Source organism: Niveispirillum sp. FG148 (assembly GCF_057809655.1).
Genome location: NZ_JBMDKJ010000017.1, coordinates 57,527 through 81,595 on the forward strand (window position 1 = coordinate 57,527; position 24,069 = coordinate 81,595).

General features: G+C 64.8%; 19 protein-coding genes. 5 read left to right on the forward strand and 14 right to left on the reverse strand.

Translation table 11 applies throughout. The features are described from left to right. Positions 1-2: 2 nt before the first annotated feature. The 6 genes from ACODTW_RS17520 to ACODTW_RS17545 all read right to left on the reverse strand — a co-directional run bounded on the left by ACODTW_RS17520 (position 3) and on the right by ACODTW_RS17545 (position 7,231). Positions 3-767, reverse strand: a complete 765-nt coding sequence (locus ACODTW_RS17520; RefSeq protein ID WP_488947348.1) for an SDR family oxidoreductase — start codon at positions 765-767, stop codon at positions 3-5. After that, positions 764-2,524: a hydantoinase B/oxoprolinase family protein gene (locus ACODTW_RS17525; protein ID WP_488947349.1), complete on the reverse strand. Its 1,761-nt coding sequence runs from the start codon at positions 2,522-2,524 to the stop codon at positions 764-766. Before ACODTW_RS17525 ends, ACODTW_RS17520 begins: the two co-directional genes overlap by 4 nt. 11 nt (positions 2,525-2,535) lie before the next feature. After that, entirely contained in the window at positions 2,536-4,614 is a 2,079-nt protein-coding gene (locus ACODTW_RS17530; RefSeq protein ID WP_488947350.1) for a hydantoinase/oxoprolinase family protein, read from the reverse strand. Positions 4,615-4,628: 14 nt separating this feature from the next. Continuing rightward, positions 4,629-5,564, reverse strand: coding sequence for a 3,5-dioxohexanoate:acetyl-CoA acetone transferase (gene kce / locus ACODTW_RS17535; protein ID WP_488947351.1), 936 nt, complete (start codon positions 5,562-5,564; stop codon positions 4,629-4,631). A gap of 61 nt (positions 5,565-5,625) precedes the next feature. Continuing rightward, positions 5,626-6,399: an SDR family NAD(P)-dependent oxidoreductase gene (locus ACODTW_RS17540; RefSeq protein ID WP_488947352.1), complete on the reverse strand. Its 774-nt coding sequence runs from the start codon at positions 6,397-6,399 to the stop codon at positions 5,626-5,628. A gap of 256 nt (positions 6,400-6,655) precedes the next feature. After that, on the reverse strand, positions 6,656-7,231 hold the full coding sequence (locus ACODTW_RS17545) for a cupin domain-containing protein (RefSeq protein ID WP_488947353.1): 576 nt from the start codon (positions 7,229-7,231) through the stop codon (positions 6,656-6,658). 225 nt (positions 7,232-7,456) lie between these two features. Here ACODTW_RS17545 and ACODTW_RS17550 point away from each other — a divergent pair, with 225 nt between their 5' ends. After that, positions 7,457-7,609: a hypothetical protein gene (locus tag ACODTW_RS17550; protein ID WP_488947354.1), complete on the forward strand. Its 153-nt coding sequence runs from the start codon at positions 7,457-7,459 to the stop codon at positions 7,607-7,609. A 55-nt stretch (positions 7,610-7,664) separates the two neighbouring features. After that, the gene (locus ACODTW_RS17555) at positions 7,665-8,417 is read left to right on the forward strand and encodes a GntR family transcriptional regulator (protein ID WP_488947355.1); all 753 of its coding nucleotides are present in this window, start codon (positions 7,665-7,667) and stop codon (positions 8,415-8,417) included. A 154-nt stretch (positions 8,418-8,571) separates the two neighbouring features. Here ACODTW_RS17555 and ACODTW_RS17560 read toward each other — a convergent pair whose 3' ends face one another. After that, entirely contained in the window at positions 8,572-8,895 is a 324-nt protein-coding gene (locus ACODTW_RS17560) for a 2Fe-2S iron-sulfur cluster-binding protein (protein WP_488947356.1), read from the reverse strand. Between the two features lie 29 nt (positions 8,896-8,924). After that, on the reverse strand, positions 8,925-9,716 hold the full coding sequence (locus tag ACODTW_RS17565) for a nuclear transport factor 2 family protein (RefSeq protein ID WP_488947357.1): 792 nt from the start codon (positions 9,714-9,716) through the stop codon (positions 8,925-8,927). A gap of 162 nt (positions 9,717-9,878) precedes the next feature. Here ACODTW_RS17565 and ACODTW_RS17570 point away from each other — a divergent pair, with 162 nt between their 5' ends. Then, on the forward strand, positions 9,879-11,519 hold the full coding sequence (locus tag ACODTW_RS17570; RefSeq protein WP_488947358.1) for a class I adenylate-forming enzyme family protein: 1,641 nt from the start codon (positions 9,879-9,881) through the stop codon (positions 11,517-11,519). Positions 11,520-11,583: 64 nt separating this feature from the next. Continuing rightward, entirely contained in the window at positions 11,584-12,690 is a 1,107-nt protein-coding gene (locus tag ACODTW_RS17575) for an NADH:flavin oxidoreductase (RefSeq protein ID WP_488947359.1), read from the forward strand. A 55-nt stretch (positions 12,691-12,745) separates the two neighbouring features. On the opposite strand, the gene ACODTW_RS17580 is transcribed toward ACODTW_RS17575, so the two are convergent. Then, on the reverse strand, positions 12,746-13,990 hold the full coding sequence (locus ACODTW_RS17580; RefSeq protein WP_488947360.1) for a cytochrome P450: 1,245 nt from the start codon (positions 13,988-13,990) through the stop codon (positions 12,746-12,748). Between the two features lie 301 nt (positions 13,991-14,291). Between ACODTW_RS17580 and ACODTW_RS17585 the strand changes: the two genes are divergently transcribed. After that, positions 14,292-16,412: a TonB-dependent receptor gene (locus ACODTW_RS17585; RefSeq protein WP_488947361.1), complete on the forward strand. Its 2,121-nt coding sequence runs from the start codon at positions 14,292-14,294 to the stop codon at positions 16,410-16,412. Between the two features lie 55 nt (positions 16,413-16,467). Here ACODTW_RS17585 and ACODTW_RS17590 read toward each other — a convergent pair whose 3' ends face one another. The 5 genes from ACODTW_RS17590 to ACODTW_RS17610 all read right to left on the reverse strand — a co-directional run bounded on the left by ACODTW_RS17590 (position 16,468) and on the right by ACODTW_RS17610 (position 23,997). Then, positions 16,468-17,634, reverse strand: a complete 1,167-nt coding sequence (locus tag ACODTW_RS17590) for an acyl-CoA dehydrogenase family protein (RefSeq protein WP_488947362.1) — start codon at positions 17,632-17,634, stop codon at positions 16,468-16,470. A 198-nt stretch (positions 17,635-17,832) separates the two neighbouring features. Then, positions 17,833-18,753, reverse strand: a complete 921-nt coding sequence (locus tag ACODTW_RS17595) for an alpha/beta hydrolase (protein WP_488947363.1) — start codon at positions 18,751-18,753, stop codon at positions 17,833-17,835. 3 nt (positions 18,754-18,756) lie between these two features. Further along, positions 18,757-20,847 (reverse strand): PQQ-dependent dehydrogenase, methanol/ethanol family, encoded by a 2,091-nt coding sequence (locus tag ACODTW_RS17600; RefSeq protein ID WP_488947364.1) that lies wholly within the window; start codon positions 20,845-20,847, stop codon positions 18,757-18,759. Continuing rightward, on the reverse strand, positions 20,840-22,315 hold the full coding sequence (locus tag ACODTW_RS17605; RefSeq protein ID WP_488947365.1) for an aldehyde dehydrogenase family protein: 1,476 nt from the start codon (positions 22,313-22,315) through the stop codon (positions 20,840-20,842). Before ACODTW_RS17605 ends, ACODTW_RS17600 begins: the two co-directional genes overlap by 8 nt. After that, positions 22,312-23,997: a flavin-containing monooxygenase gene (locus ACODTW_RS17610; protein WP_488947366.1), complete on the reverse strand. Its 1,686-nt coding sequence runs from the start codon at positions 23,995-23,997 to the stop codon at positions 22,312-22,314. The genes ACODTW_RS17605 and ACODTW_RS17610 overlap by 4 nt, the downstream gene beginning before the upstream one ends. Between the last annotated feature and the right edge of the window lie 72 nt (positions 23,998-24,069).

The following is a 24,069-nucleotide window of genomic DNA, read 5'->3' on the forward strand; positions in this document are numbered from 1 at the left end:
TTTCATTCCCATTCGACATTGCCGTCGACGGACAGAAGCTGGCCCGTGACGTGGCGGGCGCCGGTGGATGCCAGGAACAGGGCCATGTCGGCAATCTCCGCCGGCTGCACCTTGCTGCGCATGGAGATGTAGCGCAGGGCTTCCGCTTCCACGCTGGTCAAGGGCACGCCGCGCTGCTGGGCAATGTCGCCCAGGATGCCGCGCATGCGCGCGCTGTCCACGAAGCCCGGGCGGATGGCATTCACGCGGATATTGTCTGGACCCAGTTCCCGTGCAGCCGCCTTCGTCAACCCCTCCAGCGCCCATTTCGATGCAATATAGGGCGCGCGGTTGAGGGGCAGTGTCGTCACCGACCCTGTGGAAATATTGATGATGGCCCCGCCGCCCTGGGCCTTCATCAAGGGGGCCACGGCACGGATCATGAAGAAGGCGCCATGGACATTGACGTCGAAGCTGGCCCGCCAGCCCTGATCCGACAATCCCGCGATAGGACCGATCTCTCCGGCGATGCCCGCATTGTTGACCAGCACATCGACCCCGCCGAACAGGTCGCGGACATGGTCGACGAAGGATTGGACGGCAGCGGGATCGCACACATCGACCGGTGCGGCGGCCAACCCTGGATGGGCTGCGGCCAGTGGCACCAGACGGTCGGCATCGATGTCGCAGATGGCGACCTGTGCCCCCTCTGCCAGGAAACCTTCGGCAATGGCAAGGCCGATGCCGGACGCACCGGCAGTGACGATGACGCGCAGGGGCTGGTTCATGATGCGGCCCTCAATTCACGGGTTGCGACAGGGTCGGGCTGGCCGGTCGGGTCCAGCGCGACGCGGTAGATGTCGCGGGCGCGCCCAGGGCTCAGATAGCCCTCGCGTACGGCGTCGGCCACGCGTTCTGGTGCCCGCGATGTCGGCGGGCCATAGCCGCCGCCACCGGCGGAAATGGCGGTGATGATGTCGCCGGCCTGGACCCGGACCAGGGCGCAGGCCGGCAATGGTTCATGCCGGCCATCGGCCCGGTGCAGCCATTGATCGGCCCGTCCACCCGGACCGCCGCCCCGCACGCCGATGGGGGCGTTGACCGTGCCGTCCGAGCCGTAGCCAAGGTCGAAGGCCCCGACCAGGGGCCCGAATTCCACGATGGTGGACGGTGCGCCGGTGAAAGTGCCGGCCCCTTCGCTGTCGGCCAGGAAGCCGCGTTTGCGCACCAGCAGCGGCTGGTACAGTTCATCCAGTTCGACCCCGTCGATACAGCACATGCCGGCATTGCCGACATGGGCCGTCGTCCACCAGGCATCCGCCTGTGGGCTGGCAGCCCCGCCGGAAAAGGCCAGAAAGATCTGATTGACGAAGGGCCTGCCGTTACGGGCATCAACGCCGGACACCACCCCGGCCGATGGGGCGATCACGGCCCCGACCTCTGCCATGCCGAACCCGTCGCCCAATCCCGCGATGGCCACCTGCACCGCGTTCGCCACACGATCGGCGATATTGGTCGTCGCGGCGGAACAGCTATAGGGATGTTCGGTGATGCCGGCGATGCAGCCCCGCCGCAATACCAGATCGATGCGGCGGAAGGCGCCGGCATTCTTGGGCACCCGGTGGTCCAGGGAATTGAACACCCCGATCATGGCCGCGGTGCGGGCACACGCCTCGCTGAGATTCATGCCGCAGGGCAGGCTGTCGGGATTGTCGGTCAGGTCGACACAGATGCGGCCCGCCCCACCATCGACCGTCACCTTGGCTGTGATGGTCACGCCCGTTTCCGGCATGCCGGGGAAGGGATCATGGGTGCTGCTGGCCTGCGTGCTGCCGGGCGGCAGCCGGGCCAGCGCGTCGGCCATGGCCGCTTCAGAATAATCGAACCATTGCCGGGCAAAGCTGTCCAGGCGGGACCAGCCCAGTTCCCGCCCCATCGACAACAGTTCCTTTTCGCCGATGCGGACAGCACCGACCATGGCCAGGTAATCGCCGCGCCACTGGTCGGGCACGCGGATGCGCATCTGGCACAGGCGGATGATGTCGTCGATGTCCCGATAATCCCGCTGCACCTGAACGGCGGGGAAGATCAGCGCCCCTTCATGATAGACGTCGCGGGCGTTGGCCATATAGGTGGTGGGCTCTGAATTGCCGATATCCGCCTGATGGGCCTTGGCCAGAACCGTGAAACGATGAACGCCGTCATCATCAATGACGGGGACCAGCAGCGTCAGGTCGGCCGGGTGCGAGCAGCCGTGATAGGGCGAGTTATGCAGGAACGCGTCACCCCGGCGCAGCACCGGATGGAACTGCTTCATGGTGCGGGCCATCATGTCGGGCCCGGCCAGGACATGGATGGGTAAGCTTTCTGCTGCTGCCAGCAGGTCACCGTCGGCGGTGACGATGCAGCAGGAGAAATCCTTGGCCCGGTTCAGCACGCCCGACCGGCCGGTGCGCAGCAGCGTGTTCGCCATCTTGCGCACCACGCCTTCCAGCCGGCTGTTGAGGATGGCGAGTTCGGCACCGTTCAGTTTGGGGTCCATCATGGTGGCGTCCTTCAGGCCCGGCTTGCTGGATGGATGACAATGCTGCCCGCCGCCGATCGCTGCGCCGTGGCACCGGGATCGACGACGATGGTGGTGAACGCGCTTTCGATGATGGCGGGGCCGGCGAAGACCTGGCCCGCCGGCATGGTTTCCAGACGGTGGATCGCTGTTTCGGCCCAGCCGGTCTGCTGAAACCAGGCCCTGCGGTGGCGCCCGGGATTGGCGGCAATGGTGTGATCCGGGTCCAGACGGAATTCGGCAAAGGGCCGCACCGCACAGCGCACCGTCGCCCGCAGACCCACGATCTCCACCGCGGATGCCGGATCGTCGATCGTGAATATCTGGCGGTGGGTCCGGTCAAAGGTGCTGCGCAGGCGTGCCACGTCTTCCCCGTCCGCGAACTGATCCAGGTCCAGCTGCATGTCGATGTCCCAGACCTGATTTTCGTAGCGTGCTTCCGCGATGATCCCGACCTGGGCCGGACGGGCCGGGTCGCCTGACCGGTCTGCGAACGCGGCGCACTGCGCCTTCAGGTCGGCCAGTGCGGTGTTCACCTTGTCAAAATCGAAGCGCGCGGTGCTGGTGAAAAGGCTGGTGGCAAATTCACCTGTCACCTCCGACATCATGGCGCCGGCAGCACTCAGTGCGGCACCGGTTTCCGGGATGATCAACCGGTCGCAGCCCAGGCGGCGGGCGATGAAGGTGGAATTCAGCCCCGCCGCCCCACCGCCACCGATCAGCACGGACCGGGCCGGGTCAATGCCCTGGGCCACGGTGATGTCGGCAATGGCCTGAACCATGTTCTCCTTGGACAGATGGATGATGCTCCAGGCCGCATCCTCCACCGCTACCTCCAGTGGTTCGGCCACATGTTCACGGATGGCGGCCTCGGCTCCCGCGCGGTCCAGCTTCATGGCGCCGCCCAGGAAGAAATCGGGGTCCAGGAAACCCAGAACCAGGGCGGCGTCGGTGACCGTAGGCAAGGTCCCACCCCGGCCGTAGCAGACGGGGCCGGGCACGGCGCCCGCACTTTCCGGCCCGACATGCAGCAGCCCGCCGGCATCAACACGGGCGATGGAACCGCCGCCGGCGCCGACACTTTTCACCTCCACCGACGGATAGCCAACCAGATGGCCGCGCGTGGGCTGGCCGATCCATAGTTCCCGCGTCATGGGGACGTGGCCGCGACGGACCAGGCTGATGTCATAGGTGGTGCCGCCCGTGTCGGCGACGATGACGCTGTCGCTCACCCCTTCCAGCATCGCATAGTGATGGCCGGCCACCGGCGCCATGGACGGGCCGGAATTGATGATGCGGATGGGGGCGGCGGCCACGTCCGCGGCCGGCATCATACCGCCCGAACTGGTCAGGACCATGACCTGACCGTTGAAGCCCGCCTCCCGCATCCGGCTTTCCAGGCCCCCCAGATAGCGGCCCATCAGCGGCTTCAGCGCGGCATCGATGGCTGTGGAGGAGGCGCGTCGGAATTCCCGCAGCGTGGGGTTCACCTGATGCGACAGGCTGACCGGCACGCCGGGCAGTCCCTCGGCCAGCAGCGTGCCGATACGGCTTTCATGCACCGGGTTGATGGTGGACCAGAGCAGACAGACGGCCACGGCCTCTACTTTCTCCGCCTTCAGCCGGTCAATGATGGCGGCCAGCGCGCCTTCATCCAACGGGCGGTGGACGGAGCCGTCATGGATGATGCGTTCCGGCACTTCGAAAGTGAGGGACCGGGGCACGAAGGGTTTGGGATAGGGGATGGAATGGTTGAAGGGCTCCAGCCGTCCACCTTCCCGCAGGGTCAGGATGTCGCGGTGCCCTTCTGTCACCAGCAGCGCCGTGCGGGCCGTGCGGCCGGTGATGATGGCGTTGATGGCGTGTGTGGTGCCATGGATGAAGGTGGTGCCACGGGCCAGAAGCCCGGCCAGATCCAGTCCCCGGTCCTGGGCCGCCAGGGTCAGCCCGGCCAGTACGCCCTGCACCGGGTCGCCGGGTACGGTGGAAGCCTTGTACATGCTGATGCGGCCATCATCTTCTTCCACCACCAGGTCGGTGAAAGTGCCGCCGGTATCTGTCGCGAAGCGCATTTTGAAATCCCCGATCAAAACGCAACCCGGTCCGGTCCCTTCAGGGACAGCATGGCGCGGGCCTCGTCGGGGGTGGCGACCTCGATCCCCAGTTCGTCCAGGATGGACCTGATCTTGCGCACCTGTTCGGCATTGCTGCGGGCCAACTGCCCCCGGCCGATCATCAGGCTGTCTTCCAGCCCGACACGGACATTGCCGCCCAGCATGGCCGACAGGGTCAGGAACCGCATCTGCGACCGGCCGATGCCGAAGGCCGACAGATAATAGTCATTGCCGAACAGCCTGTCGGCCGTCTGCTTCATCAGGGTCAGGTTCTCCAGATCGGGGCCAATGCCGCCCAGCACGCCGAAAATGCCCTGGATCAGGAAGGGTGGCTTGATCAGGCCCCGGTCGGCAAAATGCGCGACATTGTAGAGGTGTCCCAGATCATAGCATTCGTACTCGAAGCGCGTGCCATGGGCTTCGCCCAACTCCCGGATGATGCGTTCGATCAGTGCGAAATTATGGTTGGCGGGGAAGCGCTGGCTGGCCTCCAGGAACGGCTTTTCCCAGGGATGTTTCCAGTCCTGATATTTATCGGCCAGACCGAAGACGCCGAAATTCATCGACCCCATGTTCAGCGAGGTCATTTCCGGCAGGGCCCGCAGCGGGGCCGCCAGCCGGTCATCCTCGCTGAAGCCTGGTGCGCCACCGGTGGTGATATTGATCACGGCGTCTGTGCGCTGCTTGATCTGGGGCAGGAACTGCATGAACAGGTCGGGATCGGCCGACGGACGACCGTCGATGGGATCACGGGCATGCAGATGCAGGATGGCGGCACCGGCCTCCGCCGCCTCCACCGACTGGTCGATGATCTGCTGCGGAGTGATGGGCAGGTAGGGCGACATGGTCGGCGTGTGGATGGAGCCGGTGATGGCGCAGGTGATGATGACTTTTTCGGCTTTGCGCATGGTGTTTTCTTTCATGGACCGGCGCGGATGGCGCCGGTGAGTGTCGTGGGCGGGGCCCTGCTCAGCCGATGGTGGCCGAGATGCCCTCATCAATGACCAGCGTGGTGCCAAAGACGGGTCGGGCCGCGGCCGAAAGCAGGTAAAGAGCCGCCTCCGCAATCTCTTCGGGTTTGGAGAAGGTCACGCCGCTGGGGGTCATGCGGCGCAGGCCGTCCAGCGCGTCCGCCATCTCCGGCGCGGTGCGCAGCGCCAGGTTCATCGGGGTTTCCGTATTGCCGGGGGCGATGGCGTTGACATTGATGCCAAAGGGCGCCAGTTCAGCGCCGGCCACGCGCGTCAGCATCACGATCGCGGCCTTGCTGGCGCAATAGAGGGCGAAGCCCTTCACCCCGATCGTGCCGGCGACGGAAGCGAAGTTCAGGACCTTGCCGCGCCCCCGCGCCTTCAGATGCGGGGTAGCCGCCTGAAGGCAGTTCCAGGTTCCCTTCATGTTGATGTCGATCATCCTGTCGGCTGTTTCGGGTGCGGTGCCACCCACGGGGGTGGGTTCAAAGACCCCGGCGGCATTGACCAGGATGTCCAGGCCGCCGAAATCCGCCGTGACCTTTTCCAGCAGTGCCGAAACCGCATCCGGATCACGGACATCGGCGGCGTAGGCCCTGGCCTCGCCACCGGCGGCGACAATGGCATCCACCACCTGGGCCGCCTTGGCCGCATCGCTGCTGGCCACGATGGCGACCCGGACGCCGCGCCGGCCCAATGCCACCGCCAGCGTGGCGCCAATGCCGGAACTGCCACCCGTGACAAGCGCGATCTTCTCGTTGAAATCCTTCATTTCACCCGTCCTCTGGGTCAGGCGCGGCAGGGGCCGCACCGCCGGTTGTCATGGAGCCGGTGGCCTGCGGGTCGCCAAAGGGCGTGTGGCCGGAGACATCACCGGTATAAAGATGCCGACAAGACGGACAGCAGCATGCGGACGGTTGTCGTGGCCTTGTCGGCCTGGCCATCATCCGGCCAGAAGTCGATCTTGCCCGTTGCCGCAGACGGGGTTCAGTCGTTCCCTGGGGGACCGTGTGCCGCGCGGGCCATGATCAGACGCCGAAACGCAACCCCATGGCCCGGAATTGGGTCAGGTATCGCTCGCCATACCGGGTGATGGCGCGGGCGGTTGCCGACGGGAACGTGATGTCGTCCACGTCATGCACGCCACCGGTGATGATGACCTGCAGCAGCCCGTCTTCACCCCCGATATTGCGAAAGGCACGGGCAAGGCCCGGCGGCACCGAAATCGTGTCGAACGGTCTCAGGGTCTCCCTGAACTCTCCATCCTCGCCCACGGCGAATTCAAAAAGCCCCTTCAGCACCGTGAAGGTCTCAAAGGTTCTGCGGTGGGTATGAAGGGAAGGGCCTGTGCCGGGCGGGCAGGCCGCCAAGGTGATCGACATGTCGCCGGCCCCTTTGATCGGTGCCTTCGTGCCAAAGGGGCCTGGGGCATCATCGGCCCGCGTCAATACCGGCAACAGCCGACGTGACCAGATCAGGTCGGCCACGGCCTGCGGGACATCATGGTCCCGTTGGGCCGCGATCTCCGTCAGCTGATCAAAGCGCGCGATGCGTGCTGCGATCGGTTCCGGGAAGGGGGAGGGGGTGGATTGGTGTTTGCTCATGGCGTCAGTCCCTGATGAAGCAGCCCGCCGGACGCCTTCAATGCATCACAAAGTGTCGGCACTTTCAAGTGGTCAAATTCTGGAATGGATGAAAATTTCCCGGGCACCGCCAGGTGATCATAATAAATGCTGTGAAATCAGTATGATACGGCATACGCTTATTGGTGGGTGGGCATATTCAGGATGGGGATGGTGAAATGTGTCGACACTGAAAATGGTTACGCTATGCTCTCTCAACGCCTTCTTTGCGAAGGGACGGTCGATGTCGTAGCATCGGCCACGCAGGTGGGGCATCGGGTGGTGGCGAATGTGTCGACACTGCCGCGCGACATGGAAAAGCAGTTGCTGGGCGGGTTTCGGGATGACGCAAGCCGTTAAAGACGTGAAATCAAAGGTGCGGGCCAGACGCCCCCCCCGGACCGACGACGCCGACATGGCGATGGACGGATCGGATCGCGGCTCCAGCATTTCCCATTCGCCATTCGGCGCGCCGAAGCTGATGGCCGATGGCAGTACCCGGACGACACTGGTCCAGCGAATGCACGAGATATTGCTGCAAAGCCTGGACGAGGGGGTGCTGAAGCCCGGGCAGCGCATCAAGGCAGCCGAACTGGCCAAGCGGCTGGGCGTCAGCCGCGCACCCGTGCGCGAGGCGCTGCATGTGCTGGCCGGCCAGGGGCTGGTGGAATTGCTGCCGGACAAGGGCGCGGTCATGCGGGTGCTGACCCTGGAGGACCTGATCCAGATCTACGAGGTGACAGGGCCCATTGCCAAGATCGGCGTCGTCGCCGCCACACGGCTGATCGATGAAGGGGATAACCGGCAGCGCGTGGAAGCCGCCATCGAACGCATCCGCGCCGCGCGCGACGCGCCGCCATCATACAAATTCTATCTGGTTCTGAACGACTTCCACTATCTGCTGAACTCAATCGCGAAGAAGCCCTATGTCGACTATCTGATGGGATTGCTGAATATCGAATATTGGAACCGCCTGCTGGCCACCACCATCGACATGCGGACCTATATTCCCGGCTATATTGCCAATTACAACCGATTGGCGGACGCCATCCTGGCTGGTGATGGCCGCGTCGCCGCGGCCATCATGGACAGCCATGTCGAATGGTCGATCCGCGCGTTGGAACAATCATCGGCAAATGCCGCAGCAAAGGCGGGAGCAGGCGGTTGAACTGCGGGTCATTGTGACCCGCCCCCGGGGGGCGTTGGTCAGATGTCGTGAGTTCCCTGCCTGCCTGGTGATGGAAGACCGGGGATTGCGCCCATCCTGTTGCGTCCGGATGGCGACGCCGAGCAGAAATCGCGCCAGTGGCCAAGCCGGCATGTCAACGTTGGCTGGCCGGAATATGGACAAGAATGCCGTCAAGTGTGGCGTTCATTCTGATCTGGCAGGCAAGGCGTGAGGTTTCGCGCAGATGCAGCGCGCAGGACAGCATTTCCTTCTCCTCATCCCCGGGGCCGCCAGCCTTGGCGAACCAATCCGGGTCGATATGGACATGGCAGGTGGCGCAGGCGCATGCACCACCGCAATCGGCGTCAATTCCCGGTACACCATTCTGCACGGCAACCTTCATCACCGACTGGTCCGGTGCGGCGTCAAGGACGTGCTGTTGCCCATCTGGATCAATGAAGGTGATCTTGAGCGGCATTGATGGTCTCTCCTGTTTTATGTCGTATTTTATCGTGTGGTCGCGGCTGTCAGACGGCGGTACAGACCCCAGCGGTCGCGCAGGACATGGCCGTCCGCGACGGCCCCGTCACGAACCCGGACCATGCCGGAGCAATGCATCCAGACTGGGGTTCCGGGCTGTCCATCACTGAACCCGTCCAGGAGCACGCCTTCCTGCCGTGCATGGAAGGCGACGCGGTCCCCGGCGGAGACGATATCGGTGATGATGATGGCAGTTTGTGAAAGGATCGATGGCACCCGGCGCGTGGCACGCTGATCATCAATCTGCACGCTGGCGTGGTCCGTCAGCTTTCCCGATCCGAGCCAGTCCCTGACCACCTGTTCGCCGAAGGGGTTGGGCGGTTCAGGCGGACTGTCCCAGGGGGCGATGGCGGGGTGGTCGACCCGCATGGCGGGGCCTTCCTCCAGTTGCCGCCGCCGCGAGAAATAATCCTGCTCGATGGCGCAGCCGGCCAGCCGGCCGTCTCGCAATTTGTAGATCCCGATGCTTTCCCACGCCGCTGGCCGGCCGGCATGTTTGATCGAGGCTCCATGTTCGGTGAAGCGGACGGCGATGCAATCGCCGGCCACCATGACCTCATGCGGGGTGAAGACCAAACCGGGAAATTGCTGGAACTGGCGGGCCACGGCGGATCGGTAAGCATCGTCACGGCCGCTGATGGCCTGGCCGCCGGTCTGCAGCGTGTAATCGGGCCACATGATGTCGCCGATGACCGAGAAATCGTGTCGGTTCACAAAGCCGGTCACATAGCGCCGGAAGATGGAAAGGTTGGCATTCATCGGGGCTCGTCCATATGGGATCAGGCCGTCGGCGCCTGATAGGGTCAGACTTCGCCATAATCGGGGCCGCTTCACCTAACTTTGGATGGGTGTCCCTGCTGCCATCGGCCTGTACCAGGGGTCGTCTGGACGTGAAGCGACGATCGGGGAAGGGATACCAGGATGACGCAGAAGAACACCCGGCCTGAAGCGGGGGATACCACCATTGCCGGTCTGCTGGTGGCGCAGGCCGCGCTGACGCCCGATGCCGTCTTCGGCATTTTTCCCGACAGCCAGGTCACCTATGGTGCGCTGCATGCCCGCGCCTGGGCCATGGCCAAGGGTTTGATCGCGTTGGATGTCAGGCCCGGCGACCATGTGGCGACGCTGATGCCGAACAGCGCCGACTGGCTTCCCTGCTTTTTCGCCGGCCTCTATGCCGGTGCTGTCATGGTGCCCCTGAATGCCCGCTACAAACGGCATGAACTGTCCTACGCCATCGCCCATTGCCAGGCACGGGTGCTGTTCACCACCGACGCCATTGACGAACATGTCGATTTTGTCAGGCTGCTGGAACAGACCCTGCCCCGTCTGACGGAAGGGGCGGATGCCGGGGCGCCCGATCTGCGCCACGCCGTGCTGATGGGACGGCGGCGTCATCAAGGCTTCCTGTCGGAAGAGGCCCTGATCGAAGCGGGAAGGGACGTGACCGACAGTGCGGTCGACGTGGCGTGGCGATCGGTGGCGCCGGAGGAGGCGGCCGTCATCATCTACACTTCCGGCACCACCTCGGCGCCCAAGGGCTGCGTCCTGTCCCATGCCGGCATCCAGCGCAGCTGGTACACGTTCGCGGAAACGGTCGACCTGACCGCGGCGGACAGGATCTGGATGCCCATGCCTTTTTTCCACACGGGCGGGGTGGGGCCGATGACGGCGGTGCTGTCACGGGGCGCGGCCTTCATGACCCAGCCGCATTTTGAGCCGGAGGGCGCGGTCGACCTGATCCGGCGGCACCGCATCGCGCATCTCTATTCCGGTTTTCCACAAATGTCGCTGACGGTGCTGCAACACCCGTCCTATTCGCGTGAGGGTTTCGGCTTTGTCCGGTCGATGCTGAATGTCGGGCCGCCGGCCACGCAGCAGGCGGTACAGAAACTGCTGCCGCCGGGCGCGGTGCTGTTGAACCTGTTCGGGATGACGGAAGGCTCCGGCATCGTCACTTTCACGCCCGCCGATACCTCGACGGAGCGGCGCGCCGTGACCAGCGGCCGGCCACCCCGCCATACGGAAATCCGCATTGTCGACCCCGACAGCGGGGGCTTGTGCCCGCCGGAGATGATGGGGGAGATCCAGTTTCGCGGTGGTGGGGCCTTCCTCAACTATTATCGCGACCCGGACGCCACGGTGGCCACCATCCTGCCGGGTGGCTGGGTGCGCACGGGCGACCGCGGCCGGATTGATACCGATGGCTGGTTGCACTATGCCGGGCGGTTGAAGGACATGCTGAAGGTCGGCGGCGAGAATGTCGCCGCGGCCGAGATCGAATTCTTCCTGACCCGGCATCCCGACGTGAAGATGGTCCAGGTGATCGGTGCACCCGACACCCGGATGGGGGAGGTGCCGGTGGCCTTCGTGGAGCGGGTGCCGGGCGGTACGGTGACGGAAGAGGCGTTGATCGCCATGTGCCAGGGGGAACTGGCACGCTGGAAAATCCCGCGCGCCATCGTCTTTGTCAGCGAATGGCCCATGTCTTCCACCAAGGTGCAGAAATTCCGCCTGCGGGCCCTGCTGCCCGAACCCTACCGATCCACCGCCATCGGATAGGGGCTGCGATCGTAAGGGCGTGATTGTCTGGCGTTCTGGTTTTCCACATGTGGCGGATGAAACGATGAACGCCTTTGATGCCCTTTTCCGGCCCTTCGACCTGGGTCCGCTGCATCTGCGCAGCCGGATCGTCATGGCCCCGATGACACGCTGGAAATCCCCTGACCAGTTCCCCGGCCCCGATGTTGCCGCCTATTACCGGCGGCGGGCCGAAAACGGGGTGGGTCTGATCGTGACGGAGGGGACGACGATCGACCATCCCACCTCTTCCTACTCCGTCCGCGTTCCGGCCTTTCATGGCGCGGCACTGGACGGGTGGCGGCGGGTGGTGGACGGGGTGCATGAAGCCGGGGGCCGCATCGTGCCACAGATCTGGCATGTCGGACCCATGCGCCACCCCAGCAACGATTATCCCAACCGGCATCTGCCCAATGCCAGCCCGTCCGGCCTGTTCAGGCCCGGCGGCAAGCAGGCGTCGCCACCGCTGACCAGAGCGGAAATTCGGGAGATCGTGGACAGTTTCGCCCGGGCGGCCGCCGATGTGCGGGCGCTGGGCTTCGACGGGGTGGAAATCCACGGCGCCCATGGCTACATCCTGGATGCCTTCCTGTGGGAAGGACTGAATATCCGTGATGATGAATATGGTGGCGATGCTGTTGCCCGCACCCGTTTCGCGGTGGAAGTGGTGGCCGCCGTGCGCGCTGCCGTGGGGCCGGACTTCCCCGTCATCCTTCGCATCTCGCAATGGAAGCAGCAGGATTACGGCGCCCGGCTGGCCGACACGCCGGAGAATCTGAAGGCCATTTTTCAGCCCATCGCCGATGCCGGTCTGGACATGTTCCATTGCTCTCAGCGCCGGTACTGGGAACCGGAATTCCCCGGATCGGACATGAACCTTGCCGGCTGGATGCGGCACTTGCTGGGCAAGCCCACCATCACCGTGGGCAGTGTTGGCATGGCCGGTCCCATGTCGGTGACCGACGTCGGGGAACGGGCGGAGGTGTCTACAGACCTTTCCCCCCTGATCGCGCGGCTGGAGGCGGGGGAGTTCGATCTGGTGGCTGTTGGTCGCTGTCTGCTGGCCGATCCGGAATGGGCGCGCAAGCTGCGCGAGGGGCGGCTGGACCAGCTAAAGCCCTTCACCAAGGAGGCGTTGGACACGTTGTACTGATCGGGCCGACAGGGGTGGACAGTGGCCGGGCCGGCTTCTGTCCACCCCTGTCCGGTCATCCCCCCGGAGAAACCGGCAGCGGCCCCATGGACCGCATGTACAGGCCCCGGAAGTAGGGGGCAGGCCCGTCCGGATCCAGGGATACCGTCGGGTGCCGGGTCAGCAGCAGGGCCACCGCCTCCTGCATTTCCGCCCTTGCCAGCTGTGCGCCCACGCATGACCGGATGCCCCGCCCGAAGGCCAGATGCGCCGTCGGGTCCGCCCGGTCCAGATCGGCCCTGTCAGGACAGGGGAAGCGTTCAGCGTCGCGATTGGCCGCGGCATGCAGGAGGATGATGATCTGGCCCGTGCGGATGGTGACGCCGCCCACGACCGTCTCTTCCAGACAGCGGCGGTGGCGGAACTGCACAACATTCATCAGCCGTAGCGCCTCTTCCACCAGGGCGGGAAGGGCGGCGGCCTGATCTGCCATGACGCGCGTCTTCAGGGCCGGATCGGACAGGATCAAGTAAAGCGCATTGGCGATGCCATGGACACTGGTATCGGATCCGGCAAAGAACAGCTCCCGGCAGATGCCCATCACACCCGCTTCATCCAGGTCGATGCCGTCGCCGGGCGCCTCCTGCCAGACGCGGCTGATGAAATCATCGCCTGGTGTTTCGCGCCGGGCCCGGACATGCGGAAGCAACAGGTCGTTCAGCCGCTGTGAAGCGGTCTGCGCCAGATCCCGCAAGCCCGTGTCGCGGTAGCCAGAGGCGATGAAACGCACGATGGCCTCGTTCGCGTCCAGGATTTCCATGACGGTGCCGTCGTCGGTGGGCATTCCCAGCAGGGCGCAGATGATGCGGGGCGGGATCTGGGCGGCGTAATCGGCGGCCAGATCGACCCTGCCTGAAGGGGGGAACCTGTCCAGAAGGCCGTTGATGACGGGCCGGACATGAAGGTCCCGGAACCGTTCGACATTGGCCGCGGACAGAAGTCGGAAATGGAACCGGCGCAGCTTCAGATGATCCTGTCCCTGGCTCAGCGTGATGTTGGCTCCGCCGCCCTTGATGGCCACCGTGATCGGGTCGGCATCCATGTACATGTTGGCGAAGCGGCTTTCATTGCGTTCGCAATCAAGGCATTGCTGGAAATCATGCACCAGCCAGGCACCCGCCGTTTCATCCCACACCGGGGCGGGGCCGGCGGCCGACAGACGGGCGTAGTACCCGAACGGGTCCTTGTCCGCGAAATCCAGGATGCCGGCCGCATGCGGGCACCCCTCGGGACTGTCCGGTGTCATCCGGCCATCGGGCATCTGTTCCTCCCCAATTTTTGAAATCTGATGATGGCAGCTTAGGCCGGTGCAATTACACAGGGAACCTATCGATCGGCAGGTTCCGGCCGCCGCCAGGAGATGGACAGTGGGCAAGGGTCTGGTGTGCCGCCGATGAAGGGTCGCCGCAGCTCCCATCATGCAGACATGGGTATGGATACGCCTTGCATCGCAAGGGCGATGCTGGTGAGTCCTGCCAATAAACGACGCGATCCCATGCAGGACGCGGCAAAGGGAGGTAGTGATGAAAAGGAAATCCGGGCTGTCGTGCGGAATTTCCCTCTTGATACTGTCTCTGGTGGCGGATGCAGCGGTGGCGCAATCGGTGCCCGCGACCGACGACATGATGCAACTGGATGAGATCGTGGTGACGGCGCGCAAGCGGGCGCGGGCCGAAAGCCTGCAGGAGACACCGATTTCTGCTACGGCCTTCGGTCCGGCCCAGATGGAAGATTTCCTGGTCAAGGATATCGTCGATATCGGCCGTCTGGCCCCATCCGTCGCCTTGCAGCCATCTGCCCAGAAGGGTGTGCAGAATTTCGCCATCCGTGGCATGGGCGTGTCGGGGTCAACCCCGTCCGACGAACCTGCGGTCGGCATTTTCCAGGATGGTGTCTATTGGGGGTCGAACTACGGCGCGCTGGGCGACCTGTTCGATGTCGAAGGTGTGGAGATCCTGCGCGGCCCCCAGGGGACTTTGTTTGGACGCAACGTCACTGGGGGCGCGGTTTCCTTCCGCAGCGCGCGGCCTTCTGCCGTCAGCAGCACGAAGGCCACCGTCGGTATTGGCTCCTATGGCAGTTATGAAGCCTCGGCCGTGCTGAACCGGTCGCTGGTGGAAGACAAGCTGGCCGCCCGCCTGGCGGTGCAGAGCCGGTGGCTGGACGGCTATTTTACCGATGCCACGACCAACAGCGATTATGGCAAAAGCCATTCCGTCATCCTGCGGCCCAGCCTGCGATTCACACCCAGCGACGACCTGGATGTGACGCTGATTGGCGAATGGTATTCGGAAAAGGGTGATCCCGTGGTGGCGCGGGGCATATCGCCCTCCACCCTGCCGGGATCTCCCATGACCCTGCCGCAGCAGGAGGGCTATATCACCCCGGCCGATTTCTGGACCGTGGCGCCCGACACGCGCGGCAGCAACGATATCGATGTGCTGTTCGGGGTGCTGGAACTGAACTGGACCGTGGGTGGTGGCGTGCTGACCTCCGTCACCGGCTATCGCGATGTCCGCACGCGCGTGCTGACGGATTTCGACGGCACGCCCAGCCGGGCCTTCCTGCAAAGCATTGCGCAGAACCAGGACCAGTTCAGTTCCGAACTGCGCTATGCCATGCCGCTGTCCGACAGTTTCGACTTCACCACCGGCCTTTACTATTTCGAGCAGAGCTTCAATTTCCGCGAAGGGCGCAACCTGAACAAGGGGGCGCAGCGGGTCGCCACCCGGTCCCTGCTGAACAATGACAGTTTCGCCGCCTTCGCAGAGGCCGACTGGCGCCCGCTGGAGAAGCTGACGCTCACCGTCGGGGCCCGTTATACGGAGGAGAACAAGAAGGCCCGGTCGGCGCCGTTCGGGTCCTGTGCCCTGGATTTCTCCACCTGCACCCTGTCGCCACAGGCCAAGACCGACGACAGCAATCTGTCGCCTAAGCTGGGCCTGTCCTATCAGGTGACGGAAGACCAACTGCTGTTTGCCTCGGCCACGCGCGGTTTCCGCAGCGGCGGTTTCTCCCTGCGCGGTACGGCCATCATCGAGCCGTACAAGGCGGAGCAGGTCACGGCCTATGAGATGGGATACAAGGCTGACCTGCTGAACCGGCACCTGCGCCTGAACCTGTCCGCCTATAACAATGATTACAAGGATTTGCAGCGCACCGTGCTGGGCGTCAGCCCGACGCTGGGCGTGGTGCAGTCCGTGTTCAACGCCGCCGACGCCACCATCCAGGGCGTGGAGGTGGAGGCGACGGCCATCCTGACACCGCATCTGTCGGTGTCCGGCAGCTATGGCTATACCGATGCGGAATATAAGAGCTTCGCGGGTGTGGCCGATCCGGGCAGCCGGCAATTCGTGCGCGTGCCCAAGGACAGTTTCAACCTGACCGCCAGCTATGAGCGCACCCTGGCCGATGGCGGGGCGTTCAAGGCCAACCTGTCCAGCAGCTACACGGGCGCCTATTTCTTCGACGATCCCAACCTGCTGAAGCAGAAATCCTATAACCTGATTGATGCCAATCTGAACTACACGACCCCGTCGGGGGTCTGGACCGTGTCGGCCTATGGCAAGAACCTGACGAAGGAGAAATATGCCTTCTGGGGATCGACCCTGGGCTTCCTGGGCCAGAACATGTTCCCCGGTGCCCCGCGTGTCTGGGGGCTGCGCCTGACGGCGGATTATTGATGAAAGGCAACCGGGGCGGGATGACCGCCCCGGTTGCCTATTTCGTTGGAAAATGTCACCGGAAAAGCTGGCGGCCGGCCAGGTCCAGCATGATCTCCTCCGACCCGCCGCCGATGGCGTTCACCCGCACCTCGCGGTAGATGCGCTCCACCTTCGAGCCGGTGATGTAGGAGGCACCGCCCAGCACCTGGGCCGCCTCGCGTGCCGCCAGTTCCAGGGTGCGGGTCGCCTGCACCTTCAACATGGCGGCACTGGCCGGCGCCAGCTTGCCCTCCCGGTGCATCCAGGCGCATTGGTCGACCCAGGCCTGGGTCCCTTCGATCATCAGGGCGATATTGGCCAGTTTCACGCGGATGGTCTGGTGCTCGACCAGCCTTTTGCCGAACGTTTCCCGCACCAGGGCCCATTCCACGGCTTCAGCTAGGCACACCCGGGAATGGGCACAGCATTGCATGGCCATCAGCAGCCGTTCATCGTTGAAATTGCGGACGATGCGCTGAAAGCCCTGGTTTTCCGGCCCGATCAGGTTTTCGGCCGGCACCTCGACATTGTCGAAATAAAGCGTGGCCGTGTCGGAACAGCGCCAGCCCATCTTGTCCAGCCTGGTCCGGGCGAAGCCCGGCATGTCCGCTTCCAGCAGCAGCAGCGAAATGCCGCCCATGCCGGGCCCGCCCGTGCGGACGGCCGTCATGAAATAATCGGCCCGCATGCCCGACGTGATGAAGGTCTTCGACCCGTTCACCACATAATGGTCGCCCGCACGCCGGGCCGTCGTCTTCAGGTTGGCGACGTCCGATCCGCCGGACGGCTCGCTGATGGCCAGTGCGATCAGCTTTTCCCCGGCCAGGACGGCTGGGGCGACGCGGCGTTTCATTGCGTCGGAGCCCAGTTGCAGAACGGGCAGCAACGCCATGGAATGGGTCATCAAGGAGGCGTGCAGGCCGCCGGCACCGGTCTTGGCCAGTTCTTCGGCCTGGGTGAAAGTGTGGAAGATGTCGAACCCTTCCGACAGGCCGCCATATTCCTCCGGAAAGCCCAGGCCCAGGATGCCGGCGGCCGCGGCCTTGCGGTGCAGGTCGCGGGGCAATTCGCCCTCCGCCTCCCAGCGGTCGATATGGGGGGTGACTTCCCGCTCCACGAACTTGGCCACGGACCGGGCCACCGCGTCATGGGTTTCGTCATAGAAGGGCGAGCGGGCGCGCCAATCGTCGAAGGAGAGCATGGTGGGCTCCGGTTGGAAGTGTGGCACTGACGGCGTGCGGAACGATCTTCCCTGCCTCCCCCGCGAAAGCGGGGGTCCAGGGGCCAGAAGCCCGACCTTTCCTCAAACCTGCATTAACATTGTGGGGGCCGTTTCCCGCTTGGCCCCTGGACCCCCGCTTTCGCGGGGGAGGCAGGAGAAGGCCCATGCGACGACCGTCTAGCCATGCAACCGCCCCCGTAAATACCCCGCGATATCCGCGATGGCGGGGCCGGCGGCGGCGATGGCCGCACCCATGAACAGGAAGCCGTGGATCTGTCCAGGATAGGGTACATGGGTGACGGCGCCGCCCGCCTGGATCAGCGCGGCGGCATAGGCCCGCCCCTCATCGCGCAGCGGGTCGAAACCGCAGGTGACGATATAGGCGGGCGGCAGGCCGGCATGGCTGGCGGCCAGCTGCGGGGAAACGCGCCAGTCGGATGCATCGCCCCCGTAAAGGTCGCGGAACCAGCGCATCATCCCTGCCGTCAACAGCCCGTCGCCGTCGGGCATGGCATATGATGCGGTTTGCATGCGCAGGTCCGTGACCGGGTAGAGCAGAATCTGCGCTTTCAAGGACGGCCCGCCCGTGTCGCGCAGCGCCAGACAGGCCGCCGCCGCCAGATTGCCGCCGGCACTGTCGCCGCCGATGGACACAAGGTCGGCGTAGATGGCTAGGGCGGGCGCCTGCTGCATCACTTCCCGCACCGCTTTCAGGGTGTCATCCAGACCGGCGGGGAAGGGATGGTCCGGGGCCAGGCGGTAATCGACGGAGATCACGGCGATGCCCGCCGTCGATGCGATTTCCGCACAGAAGGAATGGCATCCGTCCAGATCGCCCAGCACCCAACCCCCACCATGCAGATGAATATGGACGGGCAGCATGGCCGTATCCTCGGCTTCCATCGGACGATACAGTCGGGCCGGAACGCCGCCCAGATCGATCGCCCGCATCCGGTGGGGTATGGCGGGCGGCTGCAGCATCGTTGCCATCCCCTGCACGGCTGCGCGGGCATCGGTCACCGGCATGGCGTCCAGGGGCGGGGCGCCCAGGGAAGCGGCCATGTCCAGCAGGCGTCTGGCGTCGGGGTCCATCACCATGGCTCAGGGCTCCTTGGCTGTGCGGCGCAGATGGCCGGCCTCGTCAGCGACATAGGCGCGGATGGCCTCCGCCTCGTCTGTGGTCAGGAATGGACGGAAGCTGATCATGCCCCGGTCCTGAAAGGCGCCGTCCATCACCACCTGCTGCCAGGCCTCCTTGCTTTCCAGCAGCAGCGACCGGCGCAGGTCGGGCAGGATGCCGCCCGACAGCGTGCCCATGCCATGGCAGCCGCCGCAATTGTCGGCATAGAGCAGGCGCCCCTGCTCGATCCGCTCAGCCGGTGCGGGCACGCTGGCATTGCTGGGTGGTGCGATGGCGCCGTCAAGCGGCGGCAGGGTGGCGGTGCCGTCCAGTGCGAAGGCCAGGATGCGGCCATTGGGCCGGACAAGGGGGCCCTGGAAACTGGGCAGGGCCAGCGGCACGGCCCCGCCCGTGCCGGCCAGCACGGCGATAAATTGCTTGCCATTGACGCTGTAGCTGACGGGACCCGCCATCACCCCGGTCTGTGCCGCAAAGCGCCACAATTCCGCACCGGTGCGCGCGTCATAAGCCTCGAACTTGCCGTCGAAAGTGCCTTGGAAGACCAGTCCGCCGCCCGTGGCCAGCACGCCGCCATTCCAGGCCATGCCATGGTCGGCCCGCCACACTTCCTTCTGTGTCACCGGGTCCCAGGCGGACAGCCAGCCCTGCAAACTGTCCTGCATGGCCTTGCGCCCGTCGCCGTCGCGCGGGATGGGCACCTGCATCAGGTCGTAACCCAGGTTCCAGCGCCCCTTGCGATAGGTGAAGGCCTTGTCGCGATGGTAATAGCCGGGGATCAGTTGCACGGGGATATAGACCAGCCCCGTCTGTGGGCTGAAGGCCATCGGGTGCCAGCTATGGGCGCCCGCAGATCCGACCGTGGCGATGAAGGGCTTTTCCAGATAGCGCGCCTCAGGGACGATGGCAGGCCGCCCGGTGGTCAGATCGACATGGGTGGCCCAGTTGGCGGGCGCATATTTTTCCGCCGACAGCGGCTTTCCCGTCTGCCGGTCGATCACATAGAAGAAGCCGTTCTTGGGCGCGTGCAGGATCACCTTGCGCTGCCCGTCTTTAAGGGGCAGGTCGGCCAGCATGATCTGTTGCGAGGCGGTGTAATCCCAGCTTTCGCCCGGCACTTCCTGATAATGCCATTTATAGGCACCGGTATCGGGGTCCAGTGCCACGATGGACGACAGAAACAGATTGTCGCCCTTGCCATCCGACCGGATGACATGGTTCAGCGGCGATCCATTGCCCACGCCGATATAAAGCTGGTCCAGGTCGGGATCATAGACGATGCTGTCCCAGACGGTACCGCCGCCCCCGCCATATTTCTTCCAGTAATCCTGTGCGCTCCAGGTCGCGCGGCCCAGCTTTTCCAGGATGGCGTCCGATGCCGCACCATCCTTGTGCGACGGGTCGCCGGGGACGGTGTAAAAGCGCCAGACCAGTTTGCCGGTGCTGGTGTTATAGGCGCTGACATAGCCGCGCACGCCATATTCAGCACCGCCGTTGCCGATGAACACCTTGCCCTTGGCCACGCGCGGGGCGCCGGTGATGGTATAGGGCTTTTCCGGGTCGGTGGTCTGCACCGACCAGAGCAGTTTGCCGGTGCGTGCGTCCAGCGCCTGCAACCGCCCGTCCAGCGTGCCCAGGAACAGTTTGCCATCGGCATAGGCCGGCCCCCGGTTGACCACGTCGCAGCAGCCATTGAAGGCAGCCCGGCCCGGCACCTGCGGGTCGTGTGACCAGAGCGGTGTGCCCGTGGCGGCGTCGACGGCGACCAGTTTGCTCCAGGCCGTGGTCGTGTACAGGACCCCATCCACGACCAGCGGCGTGCCTTCCTGGCCGCGACTGGTATCGAACTCATGATACCAAGCCAGTTTCAGGCGGCCGATGCTGCCGGGATTGATCTGATCCAAGGGGGAGAAACGCTGCTCGCCATAGGTGCGGCCATGGCTCAGCCAGTTCTGCGGCTCGGTATCCGCCGCCTGAATGCGGTCATTGGCCAGGACGGGCGCGCCGGTCAGCAGCGTGCCGGCCAGCAGCAGGGCAGAGAGGGGCTTAAGCATGGAGTTGCACATAGACGGATTTGGTCTCCAGAAAGGCATTCATCCCCTCCATCCCCATCTCCCGGCCCCAGCCGGATTCCTTGAACCCGCCGAACGGCATGGTCGGGTGCATCACACCATAGCAATTGACCCAGACATTGCCGGCCTCGATCCGGTCGGCCAGCAGGTGGGCCTTGTTGATATCGTTGGTGAAGATGCCGGCCCCCAGGCCGTAACGCGTGTTGTTCGCTGCCTGGACCACCTCGTCCAGGCTGTCGAAGGGGGTGGCCACCAGGACGGGGCCGAAAATCTCCTCCTGCACGATGCGCATGTCGGCCTGGACATTGGCGAAGAGGGTGGGCTCCAGGAAGAAGCCCCCCTGATCCGGCACACCGCCACCGGCCAGGATTTCCGCCCCTTGCGCCCGCCCATTCTCCACAAAGGACCGCACGCGGTCGCGCTGCCGGGCGGAGATCAGGGGGCCGATGGCGGTGTCCGGGTCCAGGCCCGACCCGACCTTCATATTCTTGATGATGTCGGCGATGCCGGCGACCACCGTGTCAAAGGACCGGCGCTGTACGAACAGGCGGGAGCCGGCGAAACAGACCTGTCCGCTATTGGCGAAGATGGCCATGGCCGCACCGGGAATGGCGCGGTCCAGGTCGGCATCGTCGCAGATGATGCAGGGCGATTTGCCGCCCAGTTCCAGGGTCACACGTTTCAGGTTGCCGGCCGATGCTGTCACGATCTGCCGCCCGATGGCAGTCGACCCGGTGAAGGAAATCTTGTCCACGCCCGGATGATCGGCCAAGGCGGCCCCGGCCACGGCACCGGGCCCGTTGACGATGTTCAGCACGCCCGGCGGCAAACCGGCCTCCAGCGCCAGTTCGCCCAGGCGCAGGGCCGTCAGCGGTGTATTCTCAGCCGGCTTCACCACCAGACAGCAGCCGGCGGCAAGCGCCGGGGCGACCTTGATGATGAAGCTGCCGATGGGGCCATTCCAGGGCAGGATCAGCCCCGCCACCCCCACCGGCTGGCGCACCGTATAGGCGTGCAGGTTGTTGCCGCCGCCCGACACAGCGCCCGACGCATTCTGGCCCAGGATATTGCCGGTCAGGCCGGCATAATGGCGCAGCCAGGAGGCGCTGGCCCCGATGGCCCATTGGGCGAAACCCAGCGGCATGCCGTTATTGCGGACCTCCAGCCAGGCCAGTTCCGCCGCATTTTCTTCCAGCAGGTCCGCATAGCGCCAGAGGGTGCGGGCGCGGGCATCACCGGTCAGGCCGCGCCAGACGGCCCCTTCATGCGCCGTGCGGGCGGCGGCCACGGCCCGGTCAATATCGCTGGTATCACCGTCGGGCGCCTGGGCGATGATGTCGCCCGTGGCGGGGTCCAGAACGTCGAAGCGGCTTCCCGATGCCGGCTCCACCCATTGCCCGCCGATCAGGTGGCGGTGCTGTTTCTTGAGGAAACTTTCGCCCGTAATCATGCCACTTCCTCCCGGCGCGTAGGGGCGGGCAGCAGGGCGAAGCCTGTATAACCTTCGGCCGCCACCTTGTCGCAGATGTCGCGATAGGGGCCGACACCGCCCACATAGATCATGAAGACATTGGGCTTGCCGGGGATATTGGCCCCGACATACCAGGATTTCGCGGTGGGGATCAGGGTGGCGTTGGCCACCTCGCCCACATGGCGGACCCAGTCATCCTCAGCGGTCTCGGTCGCTTCGATGCCGGCAAGTCCCCGCCGGCGCAGATGGTCCAGGCAATCCCCGATCCATTCGACATGCTGTTCGATGGAGACGACAACATTGCTGAACACCGACGGGCTGCCCGGCCCGGTGATGGTGAACAGGTTGGGAAAGCCCGCCATGCCCAGCCCCAGATAGGTGCGGGGGCCGGCTTCCCATTTCTGCTTCAGGCCGACGCCCCCCCGCCCCCGGATATCCATGGACAGCAGCGCTCCGGTCATGGCGTCGAAGCCGGTGGCGAAGATGATGATGTCCAGATCGACATCACCGCTTCCCGTGCGGATGCCCGTCTCCGTCACTTCCAGGATCGGATCGGTGCTGTGATCCAGCAGGGTGACAGTGGGGCGGTTGTAGGTGGCATAATAGTCGGTGTCGACGCAGATGCGCTTGGCCCCGATGGCATAGGAGGTGGGGCACAGCTTCTCCGCCACGACGCGGTCACGCACAATCTGGCGGATCTTGGTGCGGATGAACGCGGCCGCCACCTCATTCGCATGGTGGTCGAACACCTGATCGGCGAAGGTGAACATGAACCAGGCCCCGCCGCGCTGCCAGCGCCGTTCCAGTTCCGCCTGCTGTTCCTCTTTCGTCATCTGGGCGGCGGTCAGGGGCTGGGGCAGGGGTTCTTCGCCCGGGATACGCAGGTCGCCATTGCCATGAATCTGGCCGGCGCGAAGCTGGCGCGTCAGGTCGGGGAAATGGTCCTTCACCGCGGCGCGATAATGATCCGACAGCAGGGCGTTGCGGGCCGGTACGCTGTAGGCCGGGGTGCGCTGGAAGACATAAGTGTGCCCGGCCTGGGCCGCGACCACGGGGATGATCTGGATGCCGGTGGACCCGGTGCCGATGATGCCCACCCGCTTGCCCTTGAAATCTACGGGTTGCTCCGGCCAGTGGGCCGACTGGATCACCTGTCCCTTGAAATGGTCGATGCCGGGAATGGCGGGCAGGCGGCTGGCTGACAGGCAGCCTGTGGCTGCGATGCAGAAGCGGGCCGTGATTGTCCGGCCCTGATCGGTCGTCACGCGCCACAGATTGGCGCCATCGTCATAATGGGCGGCCGTGACGCGGGTGTTGAAACTGATGTCGCGGCGCAGGTCCAGCCGGTCGGCGGCGAAGCGGATATAATCCAGGATTTCGCGCTGGGTGGCGAAGCGTTCAGACCAGTTCCATTCGGCCGTGATCTCCGGCGAGAAGGAATAGCAATAGGCCACGCTTTCTACGTCACAGCGCGCACCCGGATAGCGGTTCCAGTACCAGGTGCCGCCGACATCGGGGGCCGCTTCGAACACATGCGCCGTCAGGCCCGACTGGCGCAGCCGGTGCAGCATGTAAAGGCCGCCGAAGCCGGCGCCGATGATGATCGCATCCAGGATGGTGTCATCCGGGGTGGACGCTGGCCGGGTGTTTCCGGTCGTCATGTCTTCCTCCCTGTTCCTTGCTTTTTCTTTGATCATGGGGCAGGGGGCGGGCGACGGGCGCCTGTCCGGCGA

What these genes read in the sequence shown, in the direction of transcription:
- ACODTW_RS17520 (WP_488947348.1), bottom strand. Translation starts at nt 767, where the DNA reads ATGAACCAGCCCCTGCGCGTCATCGTCACTGCCGGTGCGTCCGGCATC.
- ACODTW_RS17525 (WP_488947349.1), bottom strand. Translation starts at nt 2,524, where the DNA reads ATGATGGACCCCAAACTGAACGGTGCCGAACTCGCCATCCTCAACAGC.
- ACODTW_RS17530 (WP_488947350.1), bottom strand. Translation starts at nt 4,614, where the DNA reads ATGCGCTTCGCGACAGATACCGGCGGCACTTTCACCGACCTGGTGGTG.
- kce (WP_488947351.1), bottom strand. Translation starts at nt 5,564, where the DNA reads ATGCGCAAAGCCGAAAAAGTCATCATCACCTGCGCCATCACCGGCTCC.
- ACODTW_RS17540 (WP_488947352.1), bottom strand. Translation starts at nt 6,399, where the DNA reads ATGAAGGATTTCAACGAGAAGATCGCGCTTGTCACGGGTGGCAGTTCC.
- ACODTW_RS17545 (WP_488947353.1), bottom strand. Translation starts at nt 7,231, where the DNA reads ATGAGCAAACACCAATCCACCCCCTCCCCCTTCCCGGAACCGATCGCA.
- ACODTW_RS17550 (WP_488947354.1), top strand. Translation starts at nt 7,457, where the DNA reads ATGCTCTCTCAACGCCTTCTTTGCGAAGGGACGGTCGATGTCGTAGCA.
- ACODTW_RS17555 (WP_488947355.1), top strand. Translation starts at nt 7,665, where the DNA reads ATGGCGATGGACGGATCGGATCGCGGCTCCAGCATTTCCCATTCGCCA.
- ACODTW_RS17560 (WP_488947356.1), bottom strand. Translation starts at nt 8,895, where the DNA reads ATGCCGCTCAAGATCACCTTCATTGATCCAGATGGGCAACAGCACGTC.
- ACODTW_RS17565 (WP_488947357.1), bottom strand. Translation starts at nt 9,716, where the DNA reads ATGAATGCCAACCTTTCCATCTTCCGGCGCTATGTGACCGGCTTTGTG.
- ACODTW_RS17570 (WP_488947358.1), top strand. Translation starts at nt 9,879, where the DNA reads ATGACGCAGAAGAACACCCGGCCTGAAGCGGGGGATACCACCATTGCC.
- ACODTW_RS17575 (WP_488947359.1), top strand. Translation starts at nt 11,584, where the DNA reads ATGAACGCCTTTGATGCCCTTTTCCGGCCCTTCGACCTGGGTCCGCTG.
- ACODTW_RS17580 (WP_488947360.1), bottom strand. Translation starts at nt 13,990, where the DNA reads ATGCCCGATGGCCGGATGACACCGGACAGTCCCGAGGGGTGCCCGCAT.
- ACODTW_RS17590 (WP_488947362.1), bottom strand. Translation starts at nt 17,634, where the DNA reads ATGCTCTCCTTCGACGATTGGCGCGCCCGCTCGCCCTTCTATGACGAA.
- ACODTW_RS17595 (WP_488947363.1), bottom strand. Translation starts at nt 18,753, where the DNA reads ATGGTGATGGACCCCGACGCCAGACGCCTGCTGGACATGGCCGCTTCC.
- ACODTW_RS17600 (WP_488947364.1), bottom strand. Translation starts at nt 20,847, where the DNA reads ATGCTTAAGCCCCTCTCTGCCCTGCTGCTGGCCGGCACGCTGCTGACC.
- ACODTW_RS17605 (WP_488947365.1), bottom strand. Translation starts at nt 22,315, where the DNA reads ATGATTACGGGCGAAAGTTTCCTCAAGAAACAGCACCGCCACCTGATC.
- ACODTW_RS17610 (WP_488947366.1), bottom strand. Translation starts at nt 23,997, where the DNA reads ATGACGACCGGAAACACCCGGCCAGCGTCCACCCCGGATGACACCATC.